Genomic DNA, 21749 nt, shown 5'->3' with positions numbered 1-21749 from the left:
AGGAACAAGGAGCTGACAGTGATTGACGCGTTTATTCGTACTGGTCCATTGATGGACCCCAGCAGTTACCCGTTTTGGGCCCAGCAGTTGATCAAGGACTGCAGCGAGAGCAAGCGTCGGGTGGTGGAGCACGAGCTTTATCAACGTATGCGTGATGGTCGCCTCAGTGGCCGGACCATGCGCCAGTACCTGATTGGCGGCTGGCCGGTGGTCGAACAGTTCTCCCTGTACATGGCCAAGAACCTCACCAAGACCCAGTACGCCCGCCACCCCGGCGAAGACATGGCGCGGCGCTGGCTGATGCGCAACATCCGCGTCGAACTCAACCATGCCGATTACTGGCTGTTCTGGGCCCAGGCCCATGGCGTCGCCCTCGAAGACCTGCAGGCGCAGCAAGTCCCCAGCGAACTCAATGCCCTCAGCGACTGGTGCTGGCACACGTGTGCGACCGATTCGCTGGTGGTTGCCATTGCCGCTACCAACTACGCCATCGAAGGTGCAACCGGTGAGTGGTCGGCGCTGGTTTGCTCGACTGGCGTCTACGCCCAGGGTTTCCCGGAGGAAGGCCGCAAGCGCGCCATGAAATGGCTGAAGATGCACGCCCAGTACGATGACGCGCATCCGTGGGAAGCCCTGGAGATCGTCTGCACCCTGGCCGGCAACAACCCGTCGGTGGCGCTGCAAACCGAACTGCGCCGGGCCGTCTGCAAGAGCTACGACTACATGTTCCTGTTCCTTGAGCGCTGCATGCAGCACGAGCAGGAACAGCGCCAGCAGCCCGCCCGGGCGCGGGCGGAGCTGGCCGAGGGCTGAGCTTACTGGGCGTTGAAGGCCTGGCCGTTGATGCCAGTGCTGTCCGGGCCCATCAGGTACAGGTAGACCGGCATGATCTGCTCTGGCAGCGGATTGTTTTCCGGGGTTTCCGCAGGGTAGGCCTGGGCGCGCATGCTGGTACGGGTGGCGCCCGGGTTGACACTGTTGGCACGCACCGGCGCCACCCCTTCAAGCTCGTCGGCGAGGGTCTGCATCAGGCCCTCGGTGGCGAACTTCGACACCCCATAGGCACCCCAGTAGGCTCGGCCTTTGCGCCCGACGCTGCTGGAGGTGAAGATCACCGAGCCATCCGCCGACAGCTTGAGCAGCGGCAGCAGGGTGCTGGTGAGCATGAACATGGCATTGACGTTGACCTGCATCACGCGCATGAAGTTGTCGCCCGAGAGCTGCTCCAGCGGCGTGCGCGGGCCGATGATCGAGGCATTGTGCAGCAGGCCGTCGATATGGCCGAACTCGGCTTCGATCATCGCTGCCAGCTCGTCGTACTGGTGCGGCAGGGCGGTTTCCAGGTTGAACGGAATGACCGCGGGTTTCGGGTGGCCAGCCGCTTCGATCTCATCGTAGACCTGGCTCAGGTTGGCTTCGGTCTTGCCCAGCAGCAAGACGGTGGCGCCATGGGCGGCGTAGCTCTTGGCCGCGGCCGCACCGATGCCGCGACCGGCGCCGGTGACCAGAATGGTCCGGCCTTTGAGCAGGTCGGGGCGGGCAGAGTAATCGAACATGGGGTTACCTCTAGATAGGTGATGGCTTCATCGCTGGCAAGCCAGCTCCCACAAGGTTGGTGGTGACCTGTGGGAGCCGGCCTTGCCGGTACGAAGGTTCAGCAGCCGCAAAGCGCGTTATCGAGCACCTTGCGCAGCTCCAGCGGATGATCGACCACCACATCCGCGCCCCAGTTGTTGGGGTTGTCATCTGGATGAATGTAGCCGTAGCGCACCGCCGCAGTGCGGGTGCCGGCATCGCGGCCCGACTCGATGTCACGCAGGTCGTCGCCGACGAACAGCACGCTGGCCGGGTCCAGGTTGAGGGTCTTGCAAGCGAGGATCAGCGGCTCGGGGTCCGGCTTGCTGTTCTTCACGTGGTCCGGGCAGATCAGCAGCGCCGACCGTTCGCTCAGGCCCAGTTGCTGCATGATCGGCTCGGCGAAGCGCACCGGCTTGTTGGTGACCACGCCCCAGATCAGGTTGCCTTTCTCGATGTCGGCCAGCAGTTCGGCCATGCCGTCGTAAAGCTTGCTGTGCACCGCGCAACCCTGCTGGTAACGCTCGAGGAACTCCAGGCGCAGGGCCTCGAAACCTTCGGCTTCAGGGTCGAGGTCGAAGGTCGCCGACACCATGGCCTTGGCGCCGCCCGAGACCACGTCGCGGATTTTCTTGTCGTCGATGGCCGGCAGGCCGCGCTCGGCGAGCATGGCCTGGCAGATGGCGATGAAGTCCGGCGCCGTGTCGAGCAGGGTGCCGTCCATGTCGAAAAGTACCGCTCGCAAACGCATGCTTATTCCTCGCGCAGGGTCTGGATCATGTAGTTGACGTCAACGTCGTTGGCCAGCTTGTAGTGCTTGGTCAGCGGGTTGTAGGTCAGGCCGATGATGTCCTTGACGGTCAGGCCGGCATCGCGGCTCCAGGCGCCAAGCTCGGACGGGCGGATGAATTTCTTGAAGTCGTGGGTGCCGCGCGGCAGCAGCTTCATGATGTATTCGGCGCCGATGATGGCGAACAGGTAGGCCTTGGGGTTGCGGTTGATGGTCGAGAAGAACACCTGGCCGCCGGGCTTGACCATGCGCAAGCAGGCGCGAATCACCGAGGACGGGTCCGGCACGTGCTCGAGCATCTCAAGGCAGGTAACCACGTCGAACTGCTCGGGCATTTCTTCGGCCAGGGCTTCGGCGGTGATCTGCCGGTACTCGACGTTGACCCCGGACTCGAGCTGGTGCAGCTGGGCCACGGCCAGCGGCGCTTCGCCCATGTCGATACCGGTGACGGTGGCGCCGCGCAGGGCCATGGCCTCGCTGAGGATGCCACCGCCGCAGCCGACGTCGAGGACTTTCTTGCCGGCCAGCTTGACCCGCTCGTCGATCCAGTTGACCCGCAGCGGGTTGATGTCGTGCAGCGGCTTGAACTCGCTCTCGCGGTCCCACCAGCGGTGGGCCAGGGCTTCGAACTTGGCGATTTCGGCGTGGTCGACGTTGCTCATGGAACAGTCCTCTGAATCTTGGATAATTTGCTCTTGCCCGCCAGCACTGGCTGCCGGGCGCTTATTCGTTGCGCTCGCCGATCCGCTGGCCCCAGGCGCAGGCGGTGGCGTGCAGGGCCTGTTCGTCCAGGCGGGTCAGGCGCCGGTCGTCAAGCAGTGGCTTACCGGCAACCCAGACGTGCTTCACGCAGTCCCGGCCGCTGGCGTAGATCAGTTGCGAAACCGGGTCATACAGCGGTTGCTGGGCCAGCCCCGAGAGGTCGAAGGCGACCAGGTCGGCGGCCTTGCCCAGCTCCAGCGAACCGGTAATCGCCTCCAGGCCCAGGGCCCGGGCGCCATTGAGGGTGGCCATGCGCAGCGCCCGGTGGGCGTCCAGGGCGCTGGCCGAACCGGCCACGGCCTTGGCCAGCAGTGCCGCGGTACGGGTTTCGCCGAGCAGGTCGAGGTCGTTGTTGCTGGCCGCGCCATCCGTGCCGACGGCAACGTTGACGCCAGCCTGCCACAAGCGCTCGACCGGGCAGAAGCCGCTGGCCAGCTTGAGGTTGGACTCCGGGCAGTGCACCACACTGGTGTTGCTTTCTACCAGCAGGGCCAGATCCTCGTCGCTGACCTGGGTCATGTGAACCGCCTGCAGGCGCGGGCCGAGCAGGCCGAGACGGGCCAGCCGAGCCAGCGGGCGCTCGCCACGGGTCTGCAGCGATTGCTCGACCTCGAAGGCGGTTTCATGGATGTGCATGTGGATCGGCGCGTCCAGCTCTTCGGCAATGACGCGGATCTTTTCCAGGTTGTCGTCGCTCACCGTGTACGGCGCATGCGGGCCCAGCGCTACACTGATGCGTGGGTGGTGGCGCAGGTCGCCGAACAGCTCGATGCCCAACTGCAGGGCTTCGTCGGTGCTGCGCGCGCCGGGGATGGGGAAGTCCAGCAGGGGCACGGCGATCTGCGCGCGAATGCCGCTGAGGTGCACGCGCTCGCTGGCGACCTTGGGGTAGAAGTACATGTCGCTGAAGCAGGTGATACCGCCTTTGACCTGCTCGGCAATGGCCAGGTCGGTGCCGTCACGCACGAACGCTTCATCGACCCAGCGCCCTTCGGCCGGCCAGATGTGCTCTTCGAGCCAGGTCATCAGCGGCAGATCGTCGGCCAGGCCGCGAAACAGGGTCATCGCCGCGTGGCCGTGGGCGTTGATCAGCCCGGGGCTGAGCAGGCAGCCCGGCAATTCGCGGGTTTCGCTGGCAATAAACGCCTGGGCCTGGCTGCGCGGGCCGATGAACACGATCTGCCCATCGCGGATGCCCAGGCCGTGATCCTTCAATACCACCCCGGCAGGTTCGACCGGCACCAGCCAGGTAGGCAGGAGCAGCAGGTCGAGCGGCGTAGCGGGTTTGGGCATGACAGGTTTCCCTGGGCGACTGGAAGTGAGGGCGAAGTATACCCGAGCGTCCGCGCCTGGGGCTCGCTATAATCGTCCGCTTTTGATGTCCGAATGATGGGGTGAGGCATGCGCGATCGACTAATGGCTGCAGAGAAGGTGAAAGCCATCGATTGGCGGGATGGCACCCTTTATCTGCTCGACCAGCGCGCGCTGCCGGGCGCGCAGGTCTGGCTGGCCTGCGGCGATGCCGCTGCGGTGGCCGAAGCCATTCGCTCGATGGCGGTGCGCGGCGCTCCGGCCATCGGCATCAGTGCCGCCTACGGCCTGGCCATGGCGATTCGCCAGCGCCTGGCCGCTGGTGGGGATTGGGAAATGGCCCTGGAAGAGGACTTCGAGCTGCTGGTGCATGCCCGGCCAACCGCCGCCAACCTGTTCTGGGCCCTGAACCGCATGCGTGAACGCCTGCTGCGGCTCAAGCCGGGCGATGACGTACTGGCCATCATGGAGGCCGAAGCCATGGCCATCCACGACAGCGACCGCGAAGCCAACCTGACCATGGCCCAGCTGGGCGTGGAACTGATCCGCAAGCACCAGGGCAACGAGCAGACCATCCTTACCCACGGCAATACGGGTGCTCTGGCCACCGGTGGTTTCGGCACGGCCCTTGGGGTGGTGCGCGCCGCGTACCTGGAGGGCATGATCGAGCGTGTCTATGTCGGTGAAACCCGCCCGTGGCTACAGGGTTCGCGCCTGAGTGCCTGGGAGCTGGCAGGCGAGGGCATCCCGGCAACCATCACCGCCGATTCCGCCGCCGCCCACCTGATGAAAACCAAGGGCATTACCTGGGTGATCGTCGGCGCCGACCGCATCACCGCCAATGGCGATGTGGCGAGCAAGATCGGCACCTATCAGCTGGCGGTCAACGCCATGCACCATGGCGTGCGTTTCATGGTCGTGGCGCCCAGTTCGAGCATCGACATGAATCTTGAGAGCGGCGATGACATCCTCCTCGAAGAGCGCAGCGCCAGCGAGTTGCTGGAACTTGGCGGCGAGCCGCTGGGCGCCACTTTCGAGGCGTTCAACCCGGTGTTCGACGTGACCCCGGCCGACCTGATCGACGTGATCATCACCGAAAAAGGCATTGTCGAGCGCCCGGATACGGTGAAGATGGCGCAACTGATGTGCCGCAAGCGTTTGCATTGAGTCTTTGCCCTCGTCTGCGGCCTGCTGTAGCGGCTAACGGGCGTTATCGACGAGCAGTAGGGTAGTAGTGCCGCAGGCTACTCCCACCCTCTGGGCGATTGTGGTAACATCCGACGGTTTCCAAGGCCGCCCTGCGGGGCTGTCTTTACTGCGCAGATCCATGGCATAACTCGTTGATTTGTCGTAAGTCGTTGCAAGGAGTCACTTTGCAGCGGCGAGCTTCGTTCGTCCCATATGGATGTGACGAGGTTTCACCAGAAAAAGGAATCAGGCTTCTCATGGGCGAACTGGCCAAAGAAATCCTCCCGGTCAATATCGAAGACGAACTGAGACAGTCCTACCTCGACTACGCGATGAGCGTCATTGTCGGGCGTGCACTGCCCGATGCGCGTGATGGCTTGAAGCCCGTGCATCGCCGCGTTCTGTATGCGATGAGCGAACTGGGTAACGACTGGAACAAACCGTACAAGAAATCCGCCCGTGTGGTCGGTGACGTGATCGGTAAGTACCACCCGCATGGTGATACCGCCGTTTACGACACCATCGTACGTATGGCCCAGCCGTTCTCGCTGCGTTACCTGCTGGTCGACGGCCAGGGTAACTTCGGTTCGGTCGACGGCGACAACGCCGCCGCCATGCGATACACCGAAGTGCGCATGACCAAGCTGGCCCACGAGCTGCTGGCCGACCTGCACAAGGAAACGGTCGACTGGGTACCCAACTACGATGGTACCGAGCAGATCCCGGCGGTCATGCCGACCAAGATCCCCAACCTGCTGGTCAACGGTTCCAGCGGTATCGCCGTGGGTATGGCGACCAACATTCCGCCGCACAACCTCGGTGAAGTCATCGACGGTTGCCTGGCGCTGATCGACAACGCCGACATCACCGTCGATGAACTGATGCAGTTCATCCCCGGCCCCGACTTCCCGACCGCGGCGATCATCAACGGCCGCCAGGGCATCATCGAGGCCTACCGCACCGGCCGTGGCCGCATCTACATGCGCGCCCGCTCGATGGTCGAAGACATCGACAAGGTCGGTGGCCGCCAGCAGATCGTCGTCACCGAGCTGCCGTACCAGTTGAACAAGGCGCGTCTGATCGAGAAGATCGCCGAGCTGGTAAAAGAGAAAAAACTCGAAGGCATCACCGAGCTGCGCGACGAGTCCGACAAGGACGGTATGCGCATCGTCATCGAGCTGCGTCGTGGCGAAGTGCCGGAGGTGATCCTCAACAACCTCTACGCCCAGACCCAGCTGCAGAGCGTCTTCGGCATCAACGTGGTGGCGCTGATCGACGGCCGTCCGCGGGTGTTGAACCTCAAGGAGCTGCTCGAGGCCTTCGTTCGCCACCGCCGCGAAGTGGTCACCCGCCGTACCGTGTTCGAACTGCGCAAGGCGCGCGAACGCGGGCATATCCTTGAAGGCCAGGCGGTTGCCCTGTCCAACATCGACCCGGTGATCGCCCTGATCAAGGCTTCGCCGACGCCGTCCGAGGCCAAGGAAGCGCTGATCAGCACGCCGTGGGAATCCAGCGCCGTGCAGGTGATGGTCGAGCGCGCTGGCGCCGACTCCTGCCGCCCGGAAAACCTTGACCCGCAGTTCGGTCTGCGTGATGGCAAGTACTTCCTGTCGCCGGAACAGGCCCAGGCCATTCTGGACCTGCGCCTGCACCGCCTGACCGGCCTTGAACACGAGAAGCTGCTGGCCGAGTACCAGGAGATCCTCAACCAGATCGGCGAGCTGATCCGCATCCTCAACAGCGCCGAGCGCCTGATGGAAGTGATCCGCGAAGAGCTGGAGCTGATCCGTGCCGAATACGGCGACGTGCGCCGCACCGAGATCCTCGATGCGCGCCTGGACCTGACCCTGGGCGACATGATTCCGGAAGAAGACCGGGTCGTGACCATCTCCCATGGTGGCTACGCCAAGACCCAGCCGCTGGCCGCCTACCAGGCCCAGCGTCGCGGTGGTAAAGGCAAGTCGGCTACCGGCGTCAAGGACGAGGACTACATCTCGCACCTGCTGGTCGCCAACAGCCACACCACCCTGCTGCTGTTCTCCAGCAAGGGCAAGGTGTACTGGCTCAAGACCTATGAAATTCCCGAGGCCTCCCGTGCCGCGCGCGGTCGACCGCTGGTCAACCTGCTGCCGCTGGACGAGGGCGAGTACATTTCGACCATGTTGCCGGTCGAGGAGTACACCGAAGGTCACTTCATCTTCATGGCTACCGCCAACGGCACTGTGAAGAAGACCCCGCTGGAATCCTTCAGCCGTCAGCGCAGCGTTGGCCTGATCGCCCTGGAGCTGGACGAAGGCGATGTGCTGATTTCCGCGGCCATCACCGATGGCGAGCGTGAGGTCATGCTGTTCTCCGATGCCGGCAAGGTCACCCGCTTCAAGGAGTCCGACGTTCGCGCCATGGGCCGTACCGCCCGCGGTGTGCGTGGCATGCGCCTGGCCGAAGGGCAGAAGCTGATCTCCATGATCATCCCGGAAGAAGGCAGCCAAATCCTCACCGCTTCCGAGCGTGGTTACGGCAAGCGGACCGAAATCGGCGAGTTCCCCGAGTACAAGCGTGGCGGTCAGGGCGTTATCGCCATGGTCAGCAACGAGCGTAACGGACGCCTGGTCGGTGCGGTGCAGGTGCAGGACGGCGAGGAAATCATGCTGATTTCCGACCAGGGCACCCTGGTCCGTACCCGTGTCGGCGAAGTCTCCAGCCTGGGCCGTAACACCCAGGGTGTGACCCTCATCAAGCTGGCCAGCGACGAGACCCTGGTGGGTCTGGAGCGGGTCCAGGAGCCGTCCGAAGAGGAAGGTGACGAGGACTTCGATGCCGAGGTAGAGGGCGCTGACGTGGACGCCGATGCGGCGCCACAGGCCGACGCTGCCGACGAAGAGGCACAGCCGGAATAAACAAGTAGTAGCGTAATCCTGGTGGGGGAGGTCGCGGCAGTCGGGCACGGCTCGCTGCCCGACCGGCTCCTGCGGACATCAAGAGCAGAGCGAGAGTGGATGTGAGCAAACGAGCCTTTAACTTCTGCGCAGGCCCTGCTGCGCTTCCCGACGCTGTTCTGCAGCGCGCCCAGGCTGAAATGCTGGACTGGCGTGGCAAAGGCCTGTCCGTGATGGAAATGAGTCACCGTAGCGATGACTACGTGGCCATTGCCGAGAAGGCCGAGCAGGATCTGCGCGACCTGATGTCCATTCCCACCAATTACAAGGTCCTGTTCCTGCAGGGCGGTGCGAGCCAGCAGTTCGCCGAGATCCCGCTCAACCTGCTGCCCGAAGAGGGGACCGCCGACTATATCGAAACCGGTATCTGGTCGAAAAAAGCCATCGAAGAGGCGCGCCGCTACGGCAACATCAACGTTGCTGCCAGCGCCAAGCCTTACGACTACCTGGCCATCCCTGGCCAGAACGAGTGGGAGCTGAGCAAGAATGCCGCCTACGTGCACTACGCCTCGAACGAGACCATCGGTGGTCTGGAGTTCGACTGGGTGCCGCAGACCGGTGATGTGCCGCTGGTGGTCGACATGTCCTCGGACATCCTTTCGCGTCCGGTCGATGTCTCCAACTTCGGCCTGATCTACGCCGGCGCCCAGAAGAACATCGGCCCGAGCGGCCTGGTGGTGGTGATCGTCCGCGAAGACCTGCTCGGCCGCGCCCGCAGCAGCTGCCCGACCATGCTCGACTACAAGGTCGCGGCCGACAACGGCTCGATGTACAACACCCCGGCGACCTATTCCTGGTACCTTTCCGGGCTGGTCTTCGAGTGGCTGAAAGAGCAAGGCGGCGTCGAGGCCATGGAGCAGCGCAACCGGGCCAAGAAGGACCGCCTGTACGGCTTCATCGACAGCAGCGAGTTCTACACCAACCCGATCAGCGTCAATGCCCGTTCGTGGATGAACGTGCCGTTCCGCCTGGCTGACGAGCGCCTGGACAAGGCGTTCCTCGCTGGCGCCGACGCTCGCGGCCTGCTCAACCTCAAGGGGCACCGCTCGGTCGGCGGCATGCGCGCCTCGATCTACAACGCCCTGGGTCTGGATGCCGTTGAAGCGCTGGTTGCCTACATGGAAGAATTCGAGAAGGAGCATGGATGATGTCTGAGCAGGAACTCAAAGCGCTGCGGGTGCGCATTGACAGTCTCGATGAGAAGATCCTCGAGCTGATCAGTGACCGTGCCCGTTGCGCGCAGGAAGTGGCGCGGGTCAAGACTGCGACCTTGGCCGAAGGCGAGACCCCGGTATTCTATCGCCCCGAGCGTGAAGCCCAGGTGCTCAAGCGCGTGATGCAGCGTAACCAGGGGCCGCTGGGCAACGAAGAGATGGCGCGTTTGTTCCGCGAAATCATGTCGTCGTGCCTGGCCCTGGAACAGCCGCTCAAGGTGGCCTACCTGGGCCCTGAGGGGACCTTTACCCAGGCGGCGGCGCTGAAGCATTTCGGCCATGCGGTGATCAGCAAGCCGATGGCGGCCATCGACGAAGTGTTCCGCGAAGTGGCGGCCGGTGCCGTCAACTTTGGCGTGGTGCCGGTGGAAAACTCCACCGAAGGTGCGGTCAACCACACCCTCGACAGCTTCCTTGAGCACGATATGGTGATCTGCGGCGAAGTCGAGCTGCGTATTCACCACCACCTGCTGGTGGGCGAGAACACCAAGACCGACAGCATCAGCCGTATCTACTCCCACGCCCAGTCGCTGGCCCAGTGCCGCAAGTGGCTGGACGCTCACTACCCGAATGTCGAGCGCGTCGCGGTGTCGAGCAACGCCGAAGCGGCCAAGCGGGTCAAGGGCGAGTGGAACTCGGCGGCGATCGCCGGCGACATGGCGGCTGACCTGTACGGCCTGACCCGTCTGGCCGAGAAGATCGAAGACCGTCCGGACAACTCCACGCGCTTCCTGATGATCGGTAACCAGGAAGTGCCGCCGACCGGCGATGACAAGACCTCGATTATCGTTTCCATGAGCAACAAGCCGGGCGCCTTGCACGAGTTGCTGGTGCCGTTCCATGAGAACGGCATCGACCTGACTCGTATCGAGACTCGTCCTTCGCGCAGCGGTAAATGGACCTACGTATTCTTCATCGATTTCGTCGGCCACCACCGCGACCCGCTGATCAAAGCCGTGCTGGAGCAGATCAGCCAGGAAGCCGTGGCCCTGAAGGTGTTGGGTTCCTACCCCAAAGCGGTACTCTGAAGCGATGAGTGGCGTACATGCAGTCTTGAACAGGGTCCAGCTCCGTGGTTGAAGTCGTGGTAAACAAGCCTGAGCCGATCATCGGTCGGCTGGTGGTGGTCGGGTTGGGCCTGATTGGCGGGTCCTTCGCCAAGGGCTTGCGTGAAAGCGGCCTGTGCCGCGAAGTGGTCGGTGTCGATCTGGATCCGCAGTCGCGCAAGCTGGCGGTGGAGCTGGGTGTGGTCGATCGCTGTGAGGACGACCTCGCCGTCGCCTGCGTCGGTGCTGACGTCATTCAGCTTGCCGTGCCGATCCTGGCCATGGAAAAGCTCCTCGCCCGCCTGGCTCGGCTTGATCTGGGGCAGGCGGTGCTGACCGACGTCGGCAGCGCCAAGGGCAATGTCGTGCGCGCAGCTCGCGAGGCCCTTGGCGGGCATTTGCCGCGCTTCGTGCCCGGGCATCCGATTGCCGGCTCCGAGCAGAGCGGGGTGGAGGCTTCCAATGCTGCTCTGTTCCGCCGCCACAAAGTCATTCTCACGCCGCTGGCCGAAACCGATCCTGCTGCCCTGGCGCTGGTCGACCGGCTTTGGCGTGCGCTGGAGGCCGATGTCGAGCATATGCAGGTCGAGCGCCATGATGAAGTCCTGGCGGCGACCAGTCATCTGCCGCACCTGCTGGCCTTCGGCCTGGTCGATTCCCTGGCCAAGCGCAATGAAAACCTCGATATCTTCCGTTACGCTGCCGGAGGTTTCCGCGATTTCACGAGAATCGCCGGAAGCGACCCGGTCATGTGGCACGACATTTTCCTCGCCAACCGCGAGGCTGTCCTGCGCACGCTGGATACATTTCGCAGCGATCTCGACGCCTTGCGCGACGCGGTCGATGCAGGGGATGGGCATCAGTTGCTGGGCGTCTTCACCCGCGCCCGTGTTGCCCGCGAGCATTTCAGTAAAATCCTGGCCCGACGGGCCTATGTGGACGCTATGAACTCCAACGACCTGATTTTCCTGGCAAATCCTGGTGGCCGCGTATCTGGCCGTATTCGTGTACCAGGTGACAAATCGATTTCCCATCGCTCGATCATGCTCGGCTCCCTGGCTGAAGGCACCACTGAAGTGGAAGGCTTCCTCGAGGGTGAAGATGCCCTGGCGACCTTGCAGGCCTTCCGCGACATGGGGGTGGTCATCGAAGGCCCGCACCATGGCCGGGTAACCATCCACGGCGTCGGCCTCAACGGCCTGAAGCCGCCACCGGGCCCGATCTATCTGGGCAACTCCGGCACCTCGATGCGTCTGCTGTCGGGCCTGCTGGCCGCACAGCCGTTCGATACCGTATTGACTGGCGATGCCTCGTTGTCCAAGCGGCCAATGAACCGCGTGGCCAACCCGCTGCGGGAAATGGGCGCAGTAATCGAAACCGCCGCCGAAGGTCGTCCGCCGATGACCATCCGCGGCGGCCACGCGCTCAAGGCCTTGACCTACACCCTGCCGATGGCCAGTGCCCAGGTCAAATCCTGCCTGCTGCTGGCCGGTCTGTATGCCGAAGGCAAGACCACTGTCACCGAGCCTGCGCCGACCCGTGACCACACCGAGCGCATGCTCCGTGGTTTTGGCTACAGCGTTAAGGTCGACGGCCCTACGGCTTCGCTGGAGTCGGGCGGCAAGCTCAGCGCCACGCATATCGAAGTGCCGGCCGACATTTCCTCGGCGGCCTTCTTCCTCGTGGCGGCGTCGATTGCCGAAGGCTCCGAGCTGCTGCTCGAGCACGTTGGCATCAACCCGACCCGTACCGGCGTCATCGACATCCTGCGCCTGATGGGCGGCGACATTACCCTGGAAAACCAGCGTGAAGTCGGCGGTGAACCGGTGGCTGACTTGCGCGTGCGCGGGGCTAAACTCAAGGGTATCGAGATCCCCGAGCACCTGGTGCCACTGGCTATCGACGAGTTCCCGGTGCTGTTCGTCGCCGCGGCCTGTGCCGAAGGCCGTACCGTGCTGCGCGGCGCCGAAGAGCTGCGGGTCAAGGAGTCCGACCGCATCCAGGTCATGGCCGACGGCCTGCTGGCCCTGGGCGTGAAGTGCGAGCCGACGCCGGACGGCATCATCATCGATGGCGGCGTTATTGGCGGTGGTGAAGTTCATGGTCATGGCGACCATCGCATCTCCATGGCCTTCAGTGTTGCCTCGTTGCGCGCCACGGCGCCAATCCGCATCCATGACTGCGCCAACGTCGCGACCTCGTTCCCGAACTTCCTCGCCCTGTGCGCCGAAGTCGGCATTCGCGTGGCAGAAGAGGGCAAGTCGTGAGTTCCAACGCACCGGTCATCACCATCGACGGGCCGAGTGGTTCGGGCAAGGGTACCGTTGCCGGCCTGCTGGCCCGTGAGCTGGGTTGGCGCCTGCTGGATTCCGGCGCGCTGTACCGGTTGCTGGCCTTTGCCGCCAACAACCACGGCGTCGACCTGACCAATGAAGAACTGTTGGTCAAGATCGCTGCGCACCTGGATGTGCAGTTCATCGCTGCCGAGCCGGGCAAGCTGCAGCAGATCATTCTCGAGGGCGAGGATGTCAGTCATGTCATTCGCACCGAAACCGTCGGTGCCGGTGCCTCGATGGTCGCCTCGCTGCCGGCGGTGCGCGAGGCCTTGTTGCAACGTCAGCGGGCATTCCAGGAAGCCCCGGGGCTGATTGCCGATGGTCGCGACATGGGCACCGTGGTGTTTCCGGATGCACCGCTCAAGGTGTTTCTGACCGCCAGCGCCGAGGAACGTGCTCGCCGCCGTTACTTGCAGTTGAAGGCAAAAGGCGAAGATGTTAGTCTGTCAAGTCTGCTAGAAGAGATCCGTGCGCGTGATGAGCGTGACACCCAGCGCGCAGTGGCCCCGCTCAAACCGGCGGCCGATGCGATCCAGCTGGATTCCACGGAGTTGTCCATCGAGCAGGTGTTGCAACGCATCAAGAGCGAGATCGCCCTGCGCGATATCGCCTGATGGCCAGGAGAGCAGGCAGGGGCACCAGTCAACGTCCTGCCGGCTTTCCTTTATATGAACGAAACCCACATTGTCTGGAATGTGGCTGATGGGCGTTTGTCCCGCCCGAATCTACAGGAATTAAAATGAGCGAAAGCTTTGCAGAACTCTTTGAAGAAAGCCTGAAAACCCTCAATCTTCAGCCGGGTGCGATCATCACCGGTATCGTTGTCGACATCGACGGCGACTGGGTTACCGTACACGCTGGCCTGAAGTCCGAGGGCGTCATCCCGCTCGAGCAGTTCTACAACGAAGCTGGCGAGCTGACCATCAAGGTCGGTGACGAAGTTCACGTTGCGCTGGACGCGGTCGAAGACGGCTTTGGCGAAACCAAACTGTCCCGTGAAAAAGCCAAGCGCGCCGAGTGCTGGATTGTTCTGGAAGCAGCTTTCGCCGCCGAAGAAGTGGTCAAGGGCGTTATCAACGGTAAGGTTAAAGGCGGCTTCACTGTCGACGTTAACGGTATCCGTGCGTTCCTGCCTGGTTCCCTGGTTGATGTCCGCCCAGTGCGCGACACCACCCACCTGGAAGGCAAAGAGCTGGAATTCAAGGTCATCAAGCTGGACCAGAAGCGCAACAACGTTGTCGTTTCCCGTCGCAGCGTCCTGGAAGCCGAGAACAGCGCCGAGCGCGAAGCTCTGCTGGAATCCCTGCAGGAAGGCCAGCAAGTCAAAGGTATCGTCAAGAACCTCACCGACTACGGCGCATTCGTTGACCTGGGCGGCGTTGATGGCCTGCTGCACATCACCGACATGGCTTGGAAGCGTATCAAGCACCCATCGGAAATCGTCAACGTTGGCGACGAGATCGATGTCAAGGTTCTGAAGTACGATCGCGAGCGTAACCGTGTATCCCTGGGTCTGAAGCAACTGGGTGAAGACCCATGGGTTGCTATCAAGGCTCGTTACCCAGAAAGCACCCGCGTCATGGCGCGTGTTACCAACCTGACCGACTACGGCTGCTTCGCAGAGCTGGAAGAAGGCGTGGAAGGCCTGGTACACGTTTCCGAAATGGACTGGACCAACAAGAACATCCATCCTTCGAAAGTCGTACAAGTCGGCGACGAAGTGGAAGTCATGGTTCTGGACATCGACGAAGAGCGTCGTCGTATCTCCCTGGGCATCAAACAGTGCAAGTCCAACCCATGGGAAGACTTCTCTGGCCAGTTCAACAAGGGCGACAAGATCTCCGGCACCATCAAGTCGATCACCGATTTCGGTATCTTCATTGGTCTGGACGGCGGCATCGACGGCCTGGTTCACCTGTCGGACATCTCCTGGAACGAAGTCGGCGAAGAAGCCGTACGTCGCTTCAAGAAGGGCGACGAGCTGGACACCGTCATCCTGTCTGTTGACCCAGAGCGCGAGCGCATCTCCCTGGGTATCAAGCAGCTGGAAAGCGATCCGTTCTCCGAGTACGTTGCTGCCAACGACAAGGGTGCAATCGTTAAGGGTGTTGTAAAAGAAGTTGACGCCAAAGGCGCCATCATCACCCTGGCCGACGACATCGAAGCCACTCTGAAAGCTTCCGAAATCAGCCGTGACCGCGTTGAAGACGCGCGTAACGTCCTGAAGGAAGGCGAAGAGATCGAAGCGAAGATCATCAGCGTTGACCGCAAATCGCGCGTCATCCAGCTGTCGATCAAGTCGAAAGACGACGCTGAAGAGAAAGAGGCTATCCAAAGCCTGAAAGAAGCTGCTCCTTCGGAAGCTGCTGACACCACCATGGCTGCGCTGCTGCGTCAGGCAATGGCCAAACAGAACTAAGTTCTGCTGGTGTTAAAAAAGGGCGACTTCGGTCGCCCTTTTTTGTGCCTGCGATTCCTCCCGCGCGCTGAAACCCTTGTGCCAGTGAGCTTCGGTGAAATTGGCGGCAAACCGCCATCATCTATTGTGCCAAGGCGTATTTCTTCAAATTCCGATTAAGTCAAGAACCGCCCTGTTCAAATCCTTCAGGTCATGCTAAAAACAACGAAGCAATGATCTAGCTGCTTGATAAAGAAGGGAAAAATATGACGAAGTCGGAGCTGATCGAACGTATTGTCACCCATCAAGGGCTGCTCTCATCCAAGGATGTCGAGCTGGCCATCAAGACTATGCTTGAGCAAATGTCCCAGTGCCTGGCCACTGGCGACCGCATCGAAATTCGCGGCTTCGGCAGCTTCTCCCTGCACTATCGCGCCCCCCGCGTAGGCCGCAACCCAAAAACCGGGCAGTCCGTCAGCCTGGACGGCAAGTTTGTGCCACACTTCAAGCCGGGGAAGGAGCTGCGGGATCGGGTGAATGAAGAAGAAGGGCAGCACGAAGATTAATTCGGATAAACGGGAGCCGTTGTGCGGAACTTTAAGCGGTTGATTCTGGTCGTATTTTTGTTATTGCTCGGCTTGGTTGTGCTAGCGTTTGTACTAGAGAATCAACAGCCGACCGCCGTGATGTTTGCCGGATTTAAAACACCCGACTTGCCGCTTTCAGTGCTGATGATTTCATTTTTTGCAAGTGGATTGGTATGCGGGCCTCTGGCGTTCTACTTCACTCGTCTGTTCGGGCGGAGAAAGAACTGAGGTATCTCCTTTCGGGGGGGGTAAAGGGGGCGCGTAGGAACGGTCTGTTTCGTTAGGGGGCAACGCTTTTTCCGTGGTTTTTCTACCGAACAGCGACGTACAGTGTAAATCACAGCAATGTAACCGTGAGTGGGACAAACAAGAATGCAAGACGGTAGATTTGAAAACCGCGCAGATGCAGATGCAGATATTGATTTCGTTGAGCTGCTTCGCCTCCTTTGGGCAGGGAAATTCCTAATCCTTCTGGTGGTATTGGTTTTTGGTTTGTTTGGATTGGGTTATGTTTTTATCACCAAGCCGGTCTACGAGGCAAAGGTATCGATCATCCCGCCGACGCAAAGCCAAATTGCTGAGTTGAACTACGGTCGCACCTCGGAGTCTGGTCTTGACCCATACTCCTTGAAAAGTGTTTATGACGTTTTCCTTCGTAATTTGCAGGCTGAGGCTCTTCGTCGCGAGTTTTTCAATACGCACTACCTTCCCTCTTTGGGGGCGGCGGCGGATGAAGCATCTAAAGACAAGCTGTACGAGCGCTTCGGCAAGACGTTGCGCGTTGTGTCTGCAGGAAAGGCTGAGCCGGATCGTTATGTTTTCTCCTTTCAGGCAGGTAGCCCGGAAGAGGCGCAGCAATGGCTGACAGAGTACGTTACCAAGGCTGGAATCAATGCCAGGGATGAGGTCATTGAAGACGCCGCCAGGGAGGCACAGGTCAGGGCTCGTAACATCAGTCAGCAGATCAGCACTTTGCGTGAAAGTGGACTGAAAATGCGCGAAGACCTGATTGTTCGCCTCAGAGAGGCGCTGCGAATTGCGCGTGCTATCGGGCTGGAAAAACCGCCACTGATCGACGGTGCGGCATCAGCGGAGCTTGCAGCCAGTGTCGATGGCGAGCTGACTTATATGCGCGGTGCGAAAGCCCTTGAGGCAGAGATAACCAACCTTGAGCGGCGTGGTTCGGATGACCCGTTCATTAATAAGCTGAGAGACCTGCAAGCGAGATACGAGTTTTACGCAGGGCTGGAAGCTGAACCAGGTGGCGTCAAGGTCTATCGTCTAGACGGTCAGATCGATGTGCCGGAGTCTCCCGTAGCACCAAAAAAACTGCTCATACTGCTCGGGGCAACACTTTTAGGAGCGATTCTTGGGGTCTTTTTAGTCTTGATGATCGCGCTGATAAAGCGCGTGGATCCGCGTTCTCCGCATGCAAGCGGCGCTTTGTGAATGATCTGAATGGTGGCACAATGTCCGACTTTCCTCGATTGCTGTAGAGCGAGTCGATTGTGCCTGTTTAGCTAGCGCTGAGTATCCCGCGTCGCAGTAACCGGCAATCGAGGGCAATCTGTCCGATTGAACGTAGGCGGTAGCAGTGACTAGTATGAGCAGGATCTCTCAGGTATCACATGGAGAAGTTGACCTTCTGTACGTTGTTAAGATTATCTGGACGCAAAAAAAAATCGTGCTGCTGTCGGTTCTGATAGCAGCACTTTTTGCGCTTGTTTATTGCTTTTTTTTTCTTGTACCCGTGTACCAGGTTACAAGCGTATTGCGACCCGTGCCAATGAATGAGTTAGACGCCCTCAACCGCTCGGGGCTTTACTCGCTATCATCGGAGAAAGCATTAAAGAAAGTGGCTTCTACGCTTGATTCCTATGATACGCGTCTTCGTTTTTTCAAAGAAAACCCAGCGCTTTTCAAGTCCTTTGAGAAGAATGACGAAAGTTCCGAGCTGGCGTTTGAACGATTCAATCGCGACTCGCTTAAAGTGCTCCTTTCCGATACAAAAAAGGACGCGCTTTCAAACAGCGTGAGTGCGGCCCTGGATTACAAGCAAGGCGTGGATGGTGTATCCATCCTCAACAAGTTTGTTGATTATGCTATTGAAACCGAGCGTGAAGCCATCAAGGCTGATATGACGGTAATTGTGCGAAACCGGATGGCAGAGCTAGCGGCTCAGCTTAGTGCTGCGAGGGTCGCCTATAGCAGCGGCAAAGAGTCTTTAATTGCGGGGCTCCTTGAGCAGGATGGCTTGAAGCAAGCGCAGCTGCAGGATGAGCTGAAGGCCTTAAGACAACAATTGAAACTCAATCGTATCGCACGCATGCAGCAACTGGCAGAGGCTATTGGCATCGCACGCAGCTTGGGCATTCAGCGGCCAACGACACCGTCTATGCTTGGAGACGCAGCGCGACCAGCTAATAACGTATTCCGGACGGAGGTTAACAACCAAGCGGTGCCTCTCTACTTCATGGGCGTTGATGCGTTGGAAGCCGAACGGGCAGCATTGGCGAAACGGGCCAATGACGATTTTACCGATGGCCGGGTAGCGCAAATCGCAAAAGAGCTCCAACTTTTGCAGCATAATCGCCAGGTGCAACTCTTGCAGAACCGTCAAAATGAAGACCTTTTTCTGCAAAATGTCGATGATGTTCGTAAAGAAATGGACCGCTTGAAGAATCTTGGTATTGATTTTGACAATATCAAAATGGTCCAGATTGATCGGCGCGCCATTGAGTCGTTACAACCGGTTCGACCAATGCGAGCGATTATCATATTGGTTGCGGTTTTGGTTGGTCTTTTGGTTGGAGTCGTCGTTGCGATTTTGCGTCATTATGCACTTCAGCAGGCATCGTTGGCGGTCGGGCGGCAAGTAGAGCAAACAGAGCGGGCTCTGGAGCGACGAACCAAGGGTGATGCGCTTCGCGAAACCCTATAAGTGACACTTGGCGGCTCAGATCCTAATTGTATTGATTCGCGGTAAAGAATCAGAGGGAATATGAAATTAATACGTACTAACATTCCTGATGTTGTTGTTCTGGAGCCAAGCGTATTTGAAGACGAGCGTGGATGGTTCTTCGAGAGCTATAGCGAGAGAGTCTTTCACGCATTGCTGGCTGAAAGCGGGCTGCCAGTACCCAGAGCTTTCGTACAAGATAATCGCTCCTGTTCAAAAAAGGGAGTGCTCAGGGGGCTTCATTATCAACGCGCCCCTCATCAACAAGGGAAATTGGTATGCGTCACTCAAGGCGCAGCGTTTGATGTCGCGGTCGATATCCGTGAGTCTTCGCCGACGTTTGGGAAATGGGTGGGTGTCGAACTGACCGCTGCCAATAAGAAAATGCTGTGGATTCCAGAAGGCTTTGCCCATGGTTTTGTAGCGCTTGAAGAGGATACGCACTTCCACTACAAAACCACAGATTATTACGCCAAAGAGTGTGAGGGCGCTATTCGCTGGGATGATCCGACGCTGGCTATAAAGTGGCCTGAAAAGGTCGATTTCATTATCAATCAAAAAGACCGCGATGCGCCTTTTTTAAAAAGTGTGCAGGAGATAGCTGAGTGAGTCTTATCGATACGATCGACTTTCAGGTCATGGGCGATGACCGTGGGCAATTGGTAGCGCTTGAAGGGGGGAAAAATATTCCCTTTGATATTAAAAGAGTTTACTACCTGACTGGCACGAAAGCAGGTGTGCCCAGAGGCTTTCATGCCCACAAGGAGCTGCAGCAGATAGCTGTGTGTGTGGCCGGCAAGTGCCGGATGATCATGGATGACGGGAAGGAGAGGGCTGAAAGCTGGCTGGATTCGCCCAATAAGGCGATCCGGATAGACAAAATGGTGTGGCATGAGATGCACGACTTCAGTGAAGATTGCGTCTTGCTAGTGCTCGCCAGCGATCACTATGATGAACTTGACTATATCAGAAATTATCAAGAATTCTGCCGGATGGTTGTATGAATCTTCAAGCTAAAACAGTTCGTATGCGTTTGGTGGAAGAGCAGGATGCTGAGTTCATCTTGAGCCTCAGGCTGGATACTGAGCTCAACCGATACCTGTCTTCAGTACAACCTAGCGTCAAAGATCAGGTTGAGTGGATCAAAAAATATAAAGCCGACGAGCAAAATGGCTTGCAGTATTACTTCATCATCGAAAGGCTTGACGGCGTCCGCTGCGGAACCGTACGCGTCTACGATATTCTGGACGATTCGTTCTGTTGGGGTAGTTGGATCCTGAACAAAGAAAAAACCCGTTTCGCTGCACTTGAAAGTGCCTTTCTGGTTTACCAGTTCGGGTTCCAAAATCTGGGCTTTGAAAAATCTCATTTTGAAGTGGTAAAAGGAAATGATCGCGTGGTTTCCTTCCACAAGAAAATGGGGGCGGTCCAAGTAAGTGAAGATGATACAAACTACTATTTTGAAATTTCGCGCAGCGTGGTCGAGGCGAAAAAGCTGAGCCTGGGAGATAAAGTATAATGAATGTTCCTTTTCTGGATCTGAAAGCCATTAACGCTGGTCTCCGCGCTGAGCTTGTTGAGGCCTGTACGCGAGTCATTGATTCTGGTTGGTATATTGGCGGTAATGAACTGGCCTCTTTTGAGGCGCAGTTTGCCGACTACTGCGGTGCTCAGTATTGCATCGGTGTAGCCAATGGCCTCGACGCGCTTACGCTGACCTTGCGTGCCTGGAAGGAGATGGGCAAGATCAAGGAAGGCGATGAAGTAATCGTTCCTGCCAATACCTACATCGCGAGTATTCTCGCTGTCACCGAAAATCGATTGGTTCCGGTGTTAGTCGAGCCTGACCTGGAAACATACAATCTCTGCCCGAGCAAGGTTGAAGCAGCAATTACATCCAGAACGCGTGTTCTACTGCCCGTGCATCTCTATGGGCAACTGGCTGATATGCCGGCGTTACGCGAAATTGCGCAAAAGCATAACTTGTTGATTCTTGAAGATTCGGCGCAGTCGCACGGTGCCAGTATTGATGGCCGTAAAGCGGGCAACTGGGGAGATGCTTCGGGGTTCAGCTTCTATCCAGGAAAAAACCTGGGCGCTTTGGGAGATGCTGGTGCGATTACTACCAGTGACGCAGAACTTGCGCAGACCCTGAAAGCACTGCGCAACTATGGTTCGCATGAGAAGTACAAAAACCTGTTCCCCGGCGTTAACAGTCGGCTGGATGAGATCCAGGCGGCCATGTTGAGTGTCAAGCTTAAGCACCTGGATGCTCAAACAGAACATCGCAGAGTCATTGCAGACGTTTACCTGAAAGGTATTAAGAATCCTGCTATTACGCTCCCAGCAGCACCTTCCATGTCTGCAGCGTCTCTTGAGTCCCATGTTTGGCATCTTTTTGTGGTTCGCAGTGAGCGTCGAGAATTGCTGCAAAGTCACTTGGCAGAGCAGGGTGTTCAAACACTAATCCATTATCCGATTCCACCTCACCGGCAACAGGCGTATGCCGAGTGGAATCAGCGCTCTCTACCGATTACTGAAGCAATACATGAACAAGTCATCAGCCTGCCAATGGGGCCGACGATGACTGTAGAAGAGGCTAACCATGTAGTTGCCGCTTGCAATGCTTTCAGCGCTGGTTGACTTG

The 21749-nt window shown here is 59.2% G+C and carries 19 protein-coding genes; 15 read left to right on the top strand and 4 right to left on the bottom strand.

Annotation, left to right across the window (positions count from 1 at the left end; genetic code table 11):
* The first annotated feature begins 18 nt into the window (after positions 1-18).
* Positions 19-813, top strand: coding sequence for an iron-containing redox enzyme family protein (locus UW3_RS0117980; protein WP_010224151.1), 795 nt, complete (start codon positions 19-21; stop codon positions 811-813).
* 2 nt (positions 814-815) lie between these two features.
* Here UW3_RS0117980 and UW3_RS0117975 read toward each other — a convergent pair whose 3' ends face one another.
* From UW3_RS0117975 to UW3_RS0117960, 4 genes are all read right to left on the bottom strand, one after another.
* A complete protein-coding gene (locus UW3_RS0117975) occupies positions 816-1556 on the bottom strand; it encodes a YciK family oxidoreductase (protein ID WP_010224149.1) in 741 nt (246 codons plus the stop codon).
* 98 nt (positions 1557-1654) lie between these two features.
* A complete protein-coding gene (gene mupP, locus UW3_RS0117970; RefSeq protein ID WP_010224148.1) occupies positions 1655-2326 on the bottom strand; it encodes an N-acetylmuramic acid 6-phosphate phosphatase MupP in 672 nt (223 codons plus the stop codon).
* 2 nt (positions 2327-2328) lie between these two features.
* On the bottom strand, positions 2329-3027 hold the full coding sequence (gene ubiG, locus UW3_RS0117965) for a bifunctional 2-polyprenyl-6-hydroxyphenol methylase/3-demethylubiquinol 3-O-methyltransferase UbiG (RefSeq protein ID WP_010224147.1): 699 nt from the start codon (positions 3025-3027) through the stop codon (positions 2329-2331).
* 61 nt (positions 3028-3088) lie between these two features.
* Complete coding sequence (locus tag UW3_RS0117960; RefSeq protein WP_010224146.1) at positions 3089-4420, bottom strand: TRZ/ATZ family hydrolase; 1332 nt, start codon at positions 4418-4420, stop codon at positions 3089-3091.
* A gap of 108 nt (positions 4421-4528) precedes the next feature.
* On the opposite strand from UW3_RS0117960, the gene mtnA reads away from it, so the two are divergent.
* From mtnA to UW3_RS0117890, 14 genes are all read left to right on the top strand, one after another.
* Positions 4529-5605 (top strand): S-methyl-5-thioribose-1-phosphate isomerase, encoded by a 1077-nt coding sequence (gene mtnA / locus UW3_RS0117955; protein WP_010224145.1) that lies wholly within the window; start codon positions 4529-4531, stop codon positions 5603-5605.
* Positions 5606-5883: 278 nt separating this feature from the next.
* A complete protein-coding gene (gene gyrA / locus UW3_RS0117950; RefSeq protein ID WP_010224144.1) occupies positions 5884-8523 on the top strand; it encodes a DNA gyrase subunit A in 2640 nt (879 codons plus the stop codon).
* Positions 8524-8624: 101 nt separating this feature from the next.
* Positions 8625-9710: a 3-phosphoserine/phosphohydroxythreonine transaminase gene (gene serC, locus UW3_RS0117945; RefSeq protein ID WP_010224142.1), complete on the top strand. Its 1086-nt coding sequence runs from the start codon at positions 8625-8627 to the stop codon at positions 9708-9710.
* Positions 9710-10804: a prephenate dehydratase gene (gene pheA / locus UW3_RS0117940; RefSeq protein WP_010224140.1), complete on the top strand. Its 1095-nt coding sequence runs from the start codon at positions 9710-9712 to the stop codon at positions 10802-10804. The genes serC and pheA overlap by 1 nt, the downstream gene beginning before the upstream one ends.
* Positions 10805-10881: 77 nt before the next feature.
* Entirely contained in the window at positions 10882-13089 is a 2208-nt protein-coding gene (locus UW3_RS0117935) for a bifunctional prephenate dehydrogenase/3-phosphoshikimate 1-carboxyvinyltransferase (RefSeq protein WP_026001392.1), read from the top strand.
* Positions 13086-13772 (top strand): (d)CMP kinase, encoded by a 687-nt coding sequence (cmk, locus tag UW3_RS0117930; RefSeq protein WP_010224137.1) that lies wholly within the window; start codon positions 13086-13088, stop codon positions 13770-13772. Before UW3_RS0117935 ends, cmk begins: the two co-directional genes overlap by 4 nt.
* A gap of 125 nt (positions 13773-13897) precedes the next feature.
* Positions 13898-15577, top strand: coding sequence for a 30S ribosomal protein S1 (gene rpsA / locus UW3_RS0117925; protein ID WP_010224136.1), 1680 nt, complete (start codon positions 13898-13900; stop codon positions 15575-15577).
* Positions 15578-15822: 245 nt separating this feature from the next.
* Complete coding sequence (gene ihfB / locus UW3_RS0117920) at positions 15823-16122, top strand: integration host factor subunit beta (RefSeq protein WP_010224135.1); 300 nt, start codon at positions 15823-15825, stop codon at positions 16120-16122.
* A gap of 393 nt (positions 16123-16515) precedes the next feature.
* Positions 16516-17592 (top strand): LPS O-antigen chain length determinant protein WzzB, encoded by a 1077-nt coding sequence (locus UW3_RS0117915; RefSeq protein WP_010224134.1) that lies wholly within the window; start codon positions 16516-16518, stop codon positions 17590-17592.
* Positions 17593-17746: 154 nt separating this feature from the next.
* Positions 17747-19084 (top strand): Wzz/FepE/Etk N-terminal domain-containing protein, encoded by a 1338-nt coding sequence (locus tag UW3_RS0117910; protein WP_010224133.1) that lies wholly within the window; start codon positions 17747-17749, stop codon positions 19082-19084.
* A 60-nt stretch (positions 19085-19144) separates the two neighbouring features.
* The gene (rfbC, locus tag UW3_RS0117905; RefSeq protein ID WP_010224132.1) at positions 19145-19711 is read left to right on the top strand and encodes a dTDP-4-dehydrorhamnose 3,5-epimerase; all 567 of its coding nucleotides are present in this window, start codon (positions 19145-19147) and stop codon (positions 19709-19711) included.
* Positions 19708-20106 carry a sugar 3,4-ketoisomerase gene (locus UW3_RS0117900; RefSeq protein ID WP_010224131.1) on the top strand — a complete coding sequence of 133 codons (399 nt, stop codon included), beginning with the start codon at positions 19708-19710 and terminating at the stop codon, positions 20104-20106. The genes rfbC and UW3_RS0117900 overlap by 4 nt, the downstream gene beginning before the upstream one ends.
* A complete protein-coding gene (locus UW3_RS0117895) occupies positions 20103-20621 on the top strand; it encodes a GNAT family N-acetyltransferase (protein ID WP_010224129.1) in 519 nt (172 codons plus the stop codon). The genes UW3_RS0117900 and UW3_RS0117895 overlap by 4 nt, the downstream gene beginning before the upstream one ends.
* Positions 20621-21745: a DegT/DnrJ/EryC1/StrS family aminotransferase gene (locus UW3_RS0117890; RefSeq protein WP_010224127.1), complete on the top strand. Its 1125-nt coding sequence runs from the start codon at positions 20621-20623 to the stop codon at positions 21743-21745. Before UW3_RS0117895 ends, UW3_RS0117890 begins: the two co-directional genes overlap by 1 nt.
* The last annotated feature ends 4 nt before the right edge of the window (positions 21746-21749 follow it).

The organism is Pseudomonas donghuensis (assembly GCF_000259195.1).
Classification (GTDB): Bacteria; Pseudomonadota; Gammaproteobacteria; order Pseudomonadales; family Pseudomonadaceae; genus Aquipseudomonas; species Aquipseudomonas donghuensis.
Note: the sequence above shows the minus strand (reverse complement) of the source record. Positions and strands in the feature narration are given on the sequence as shown.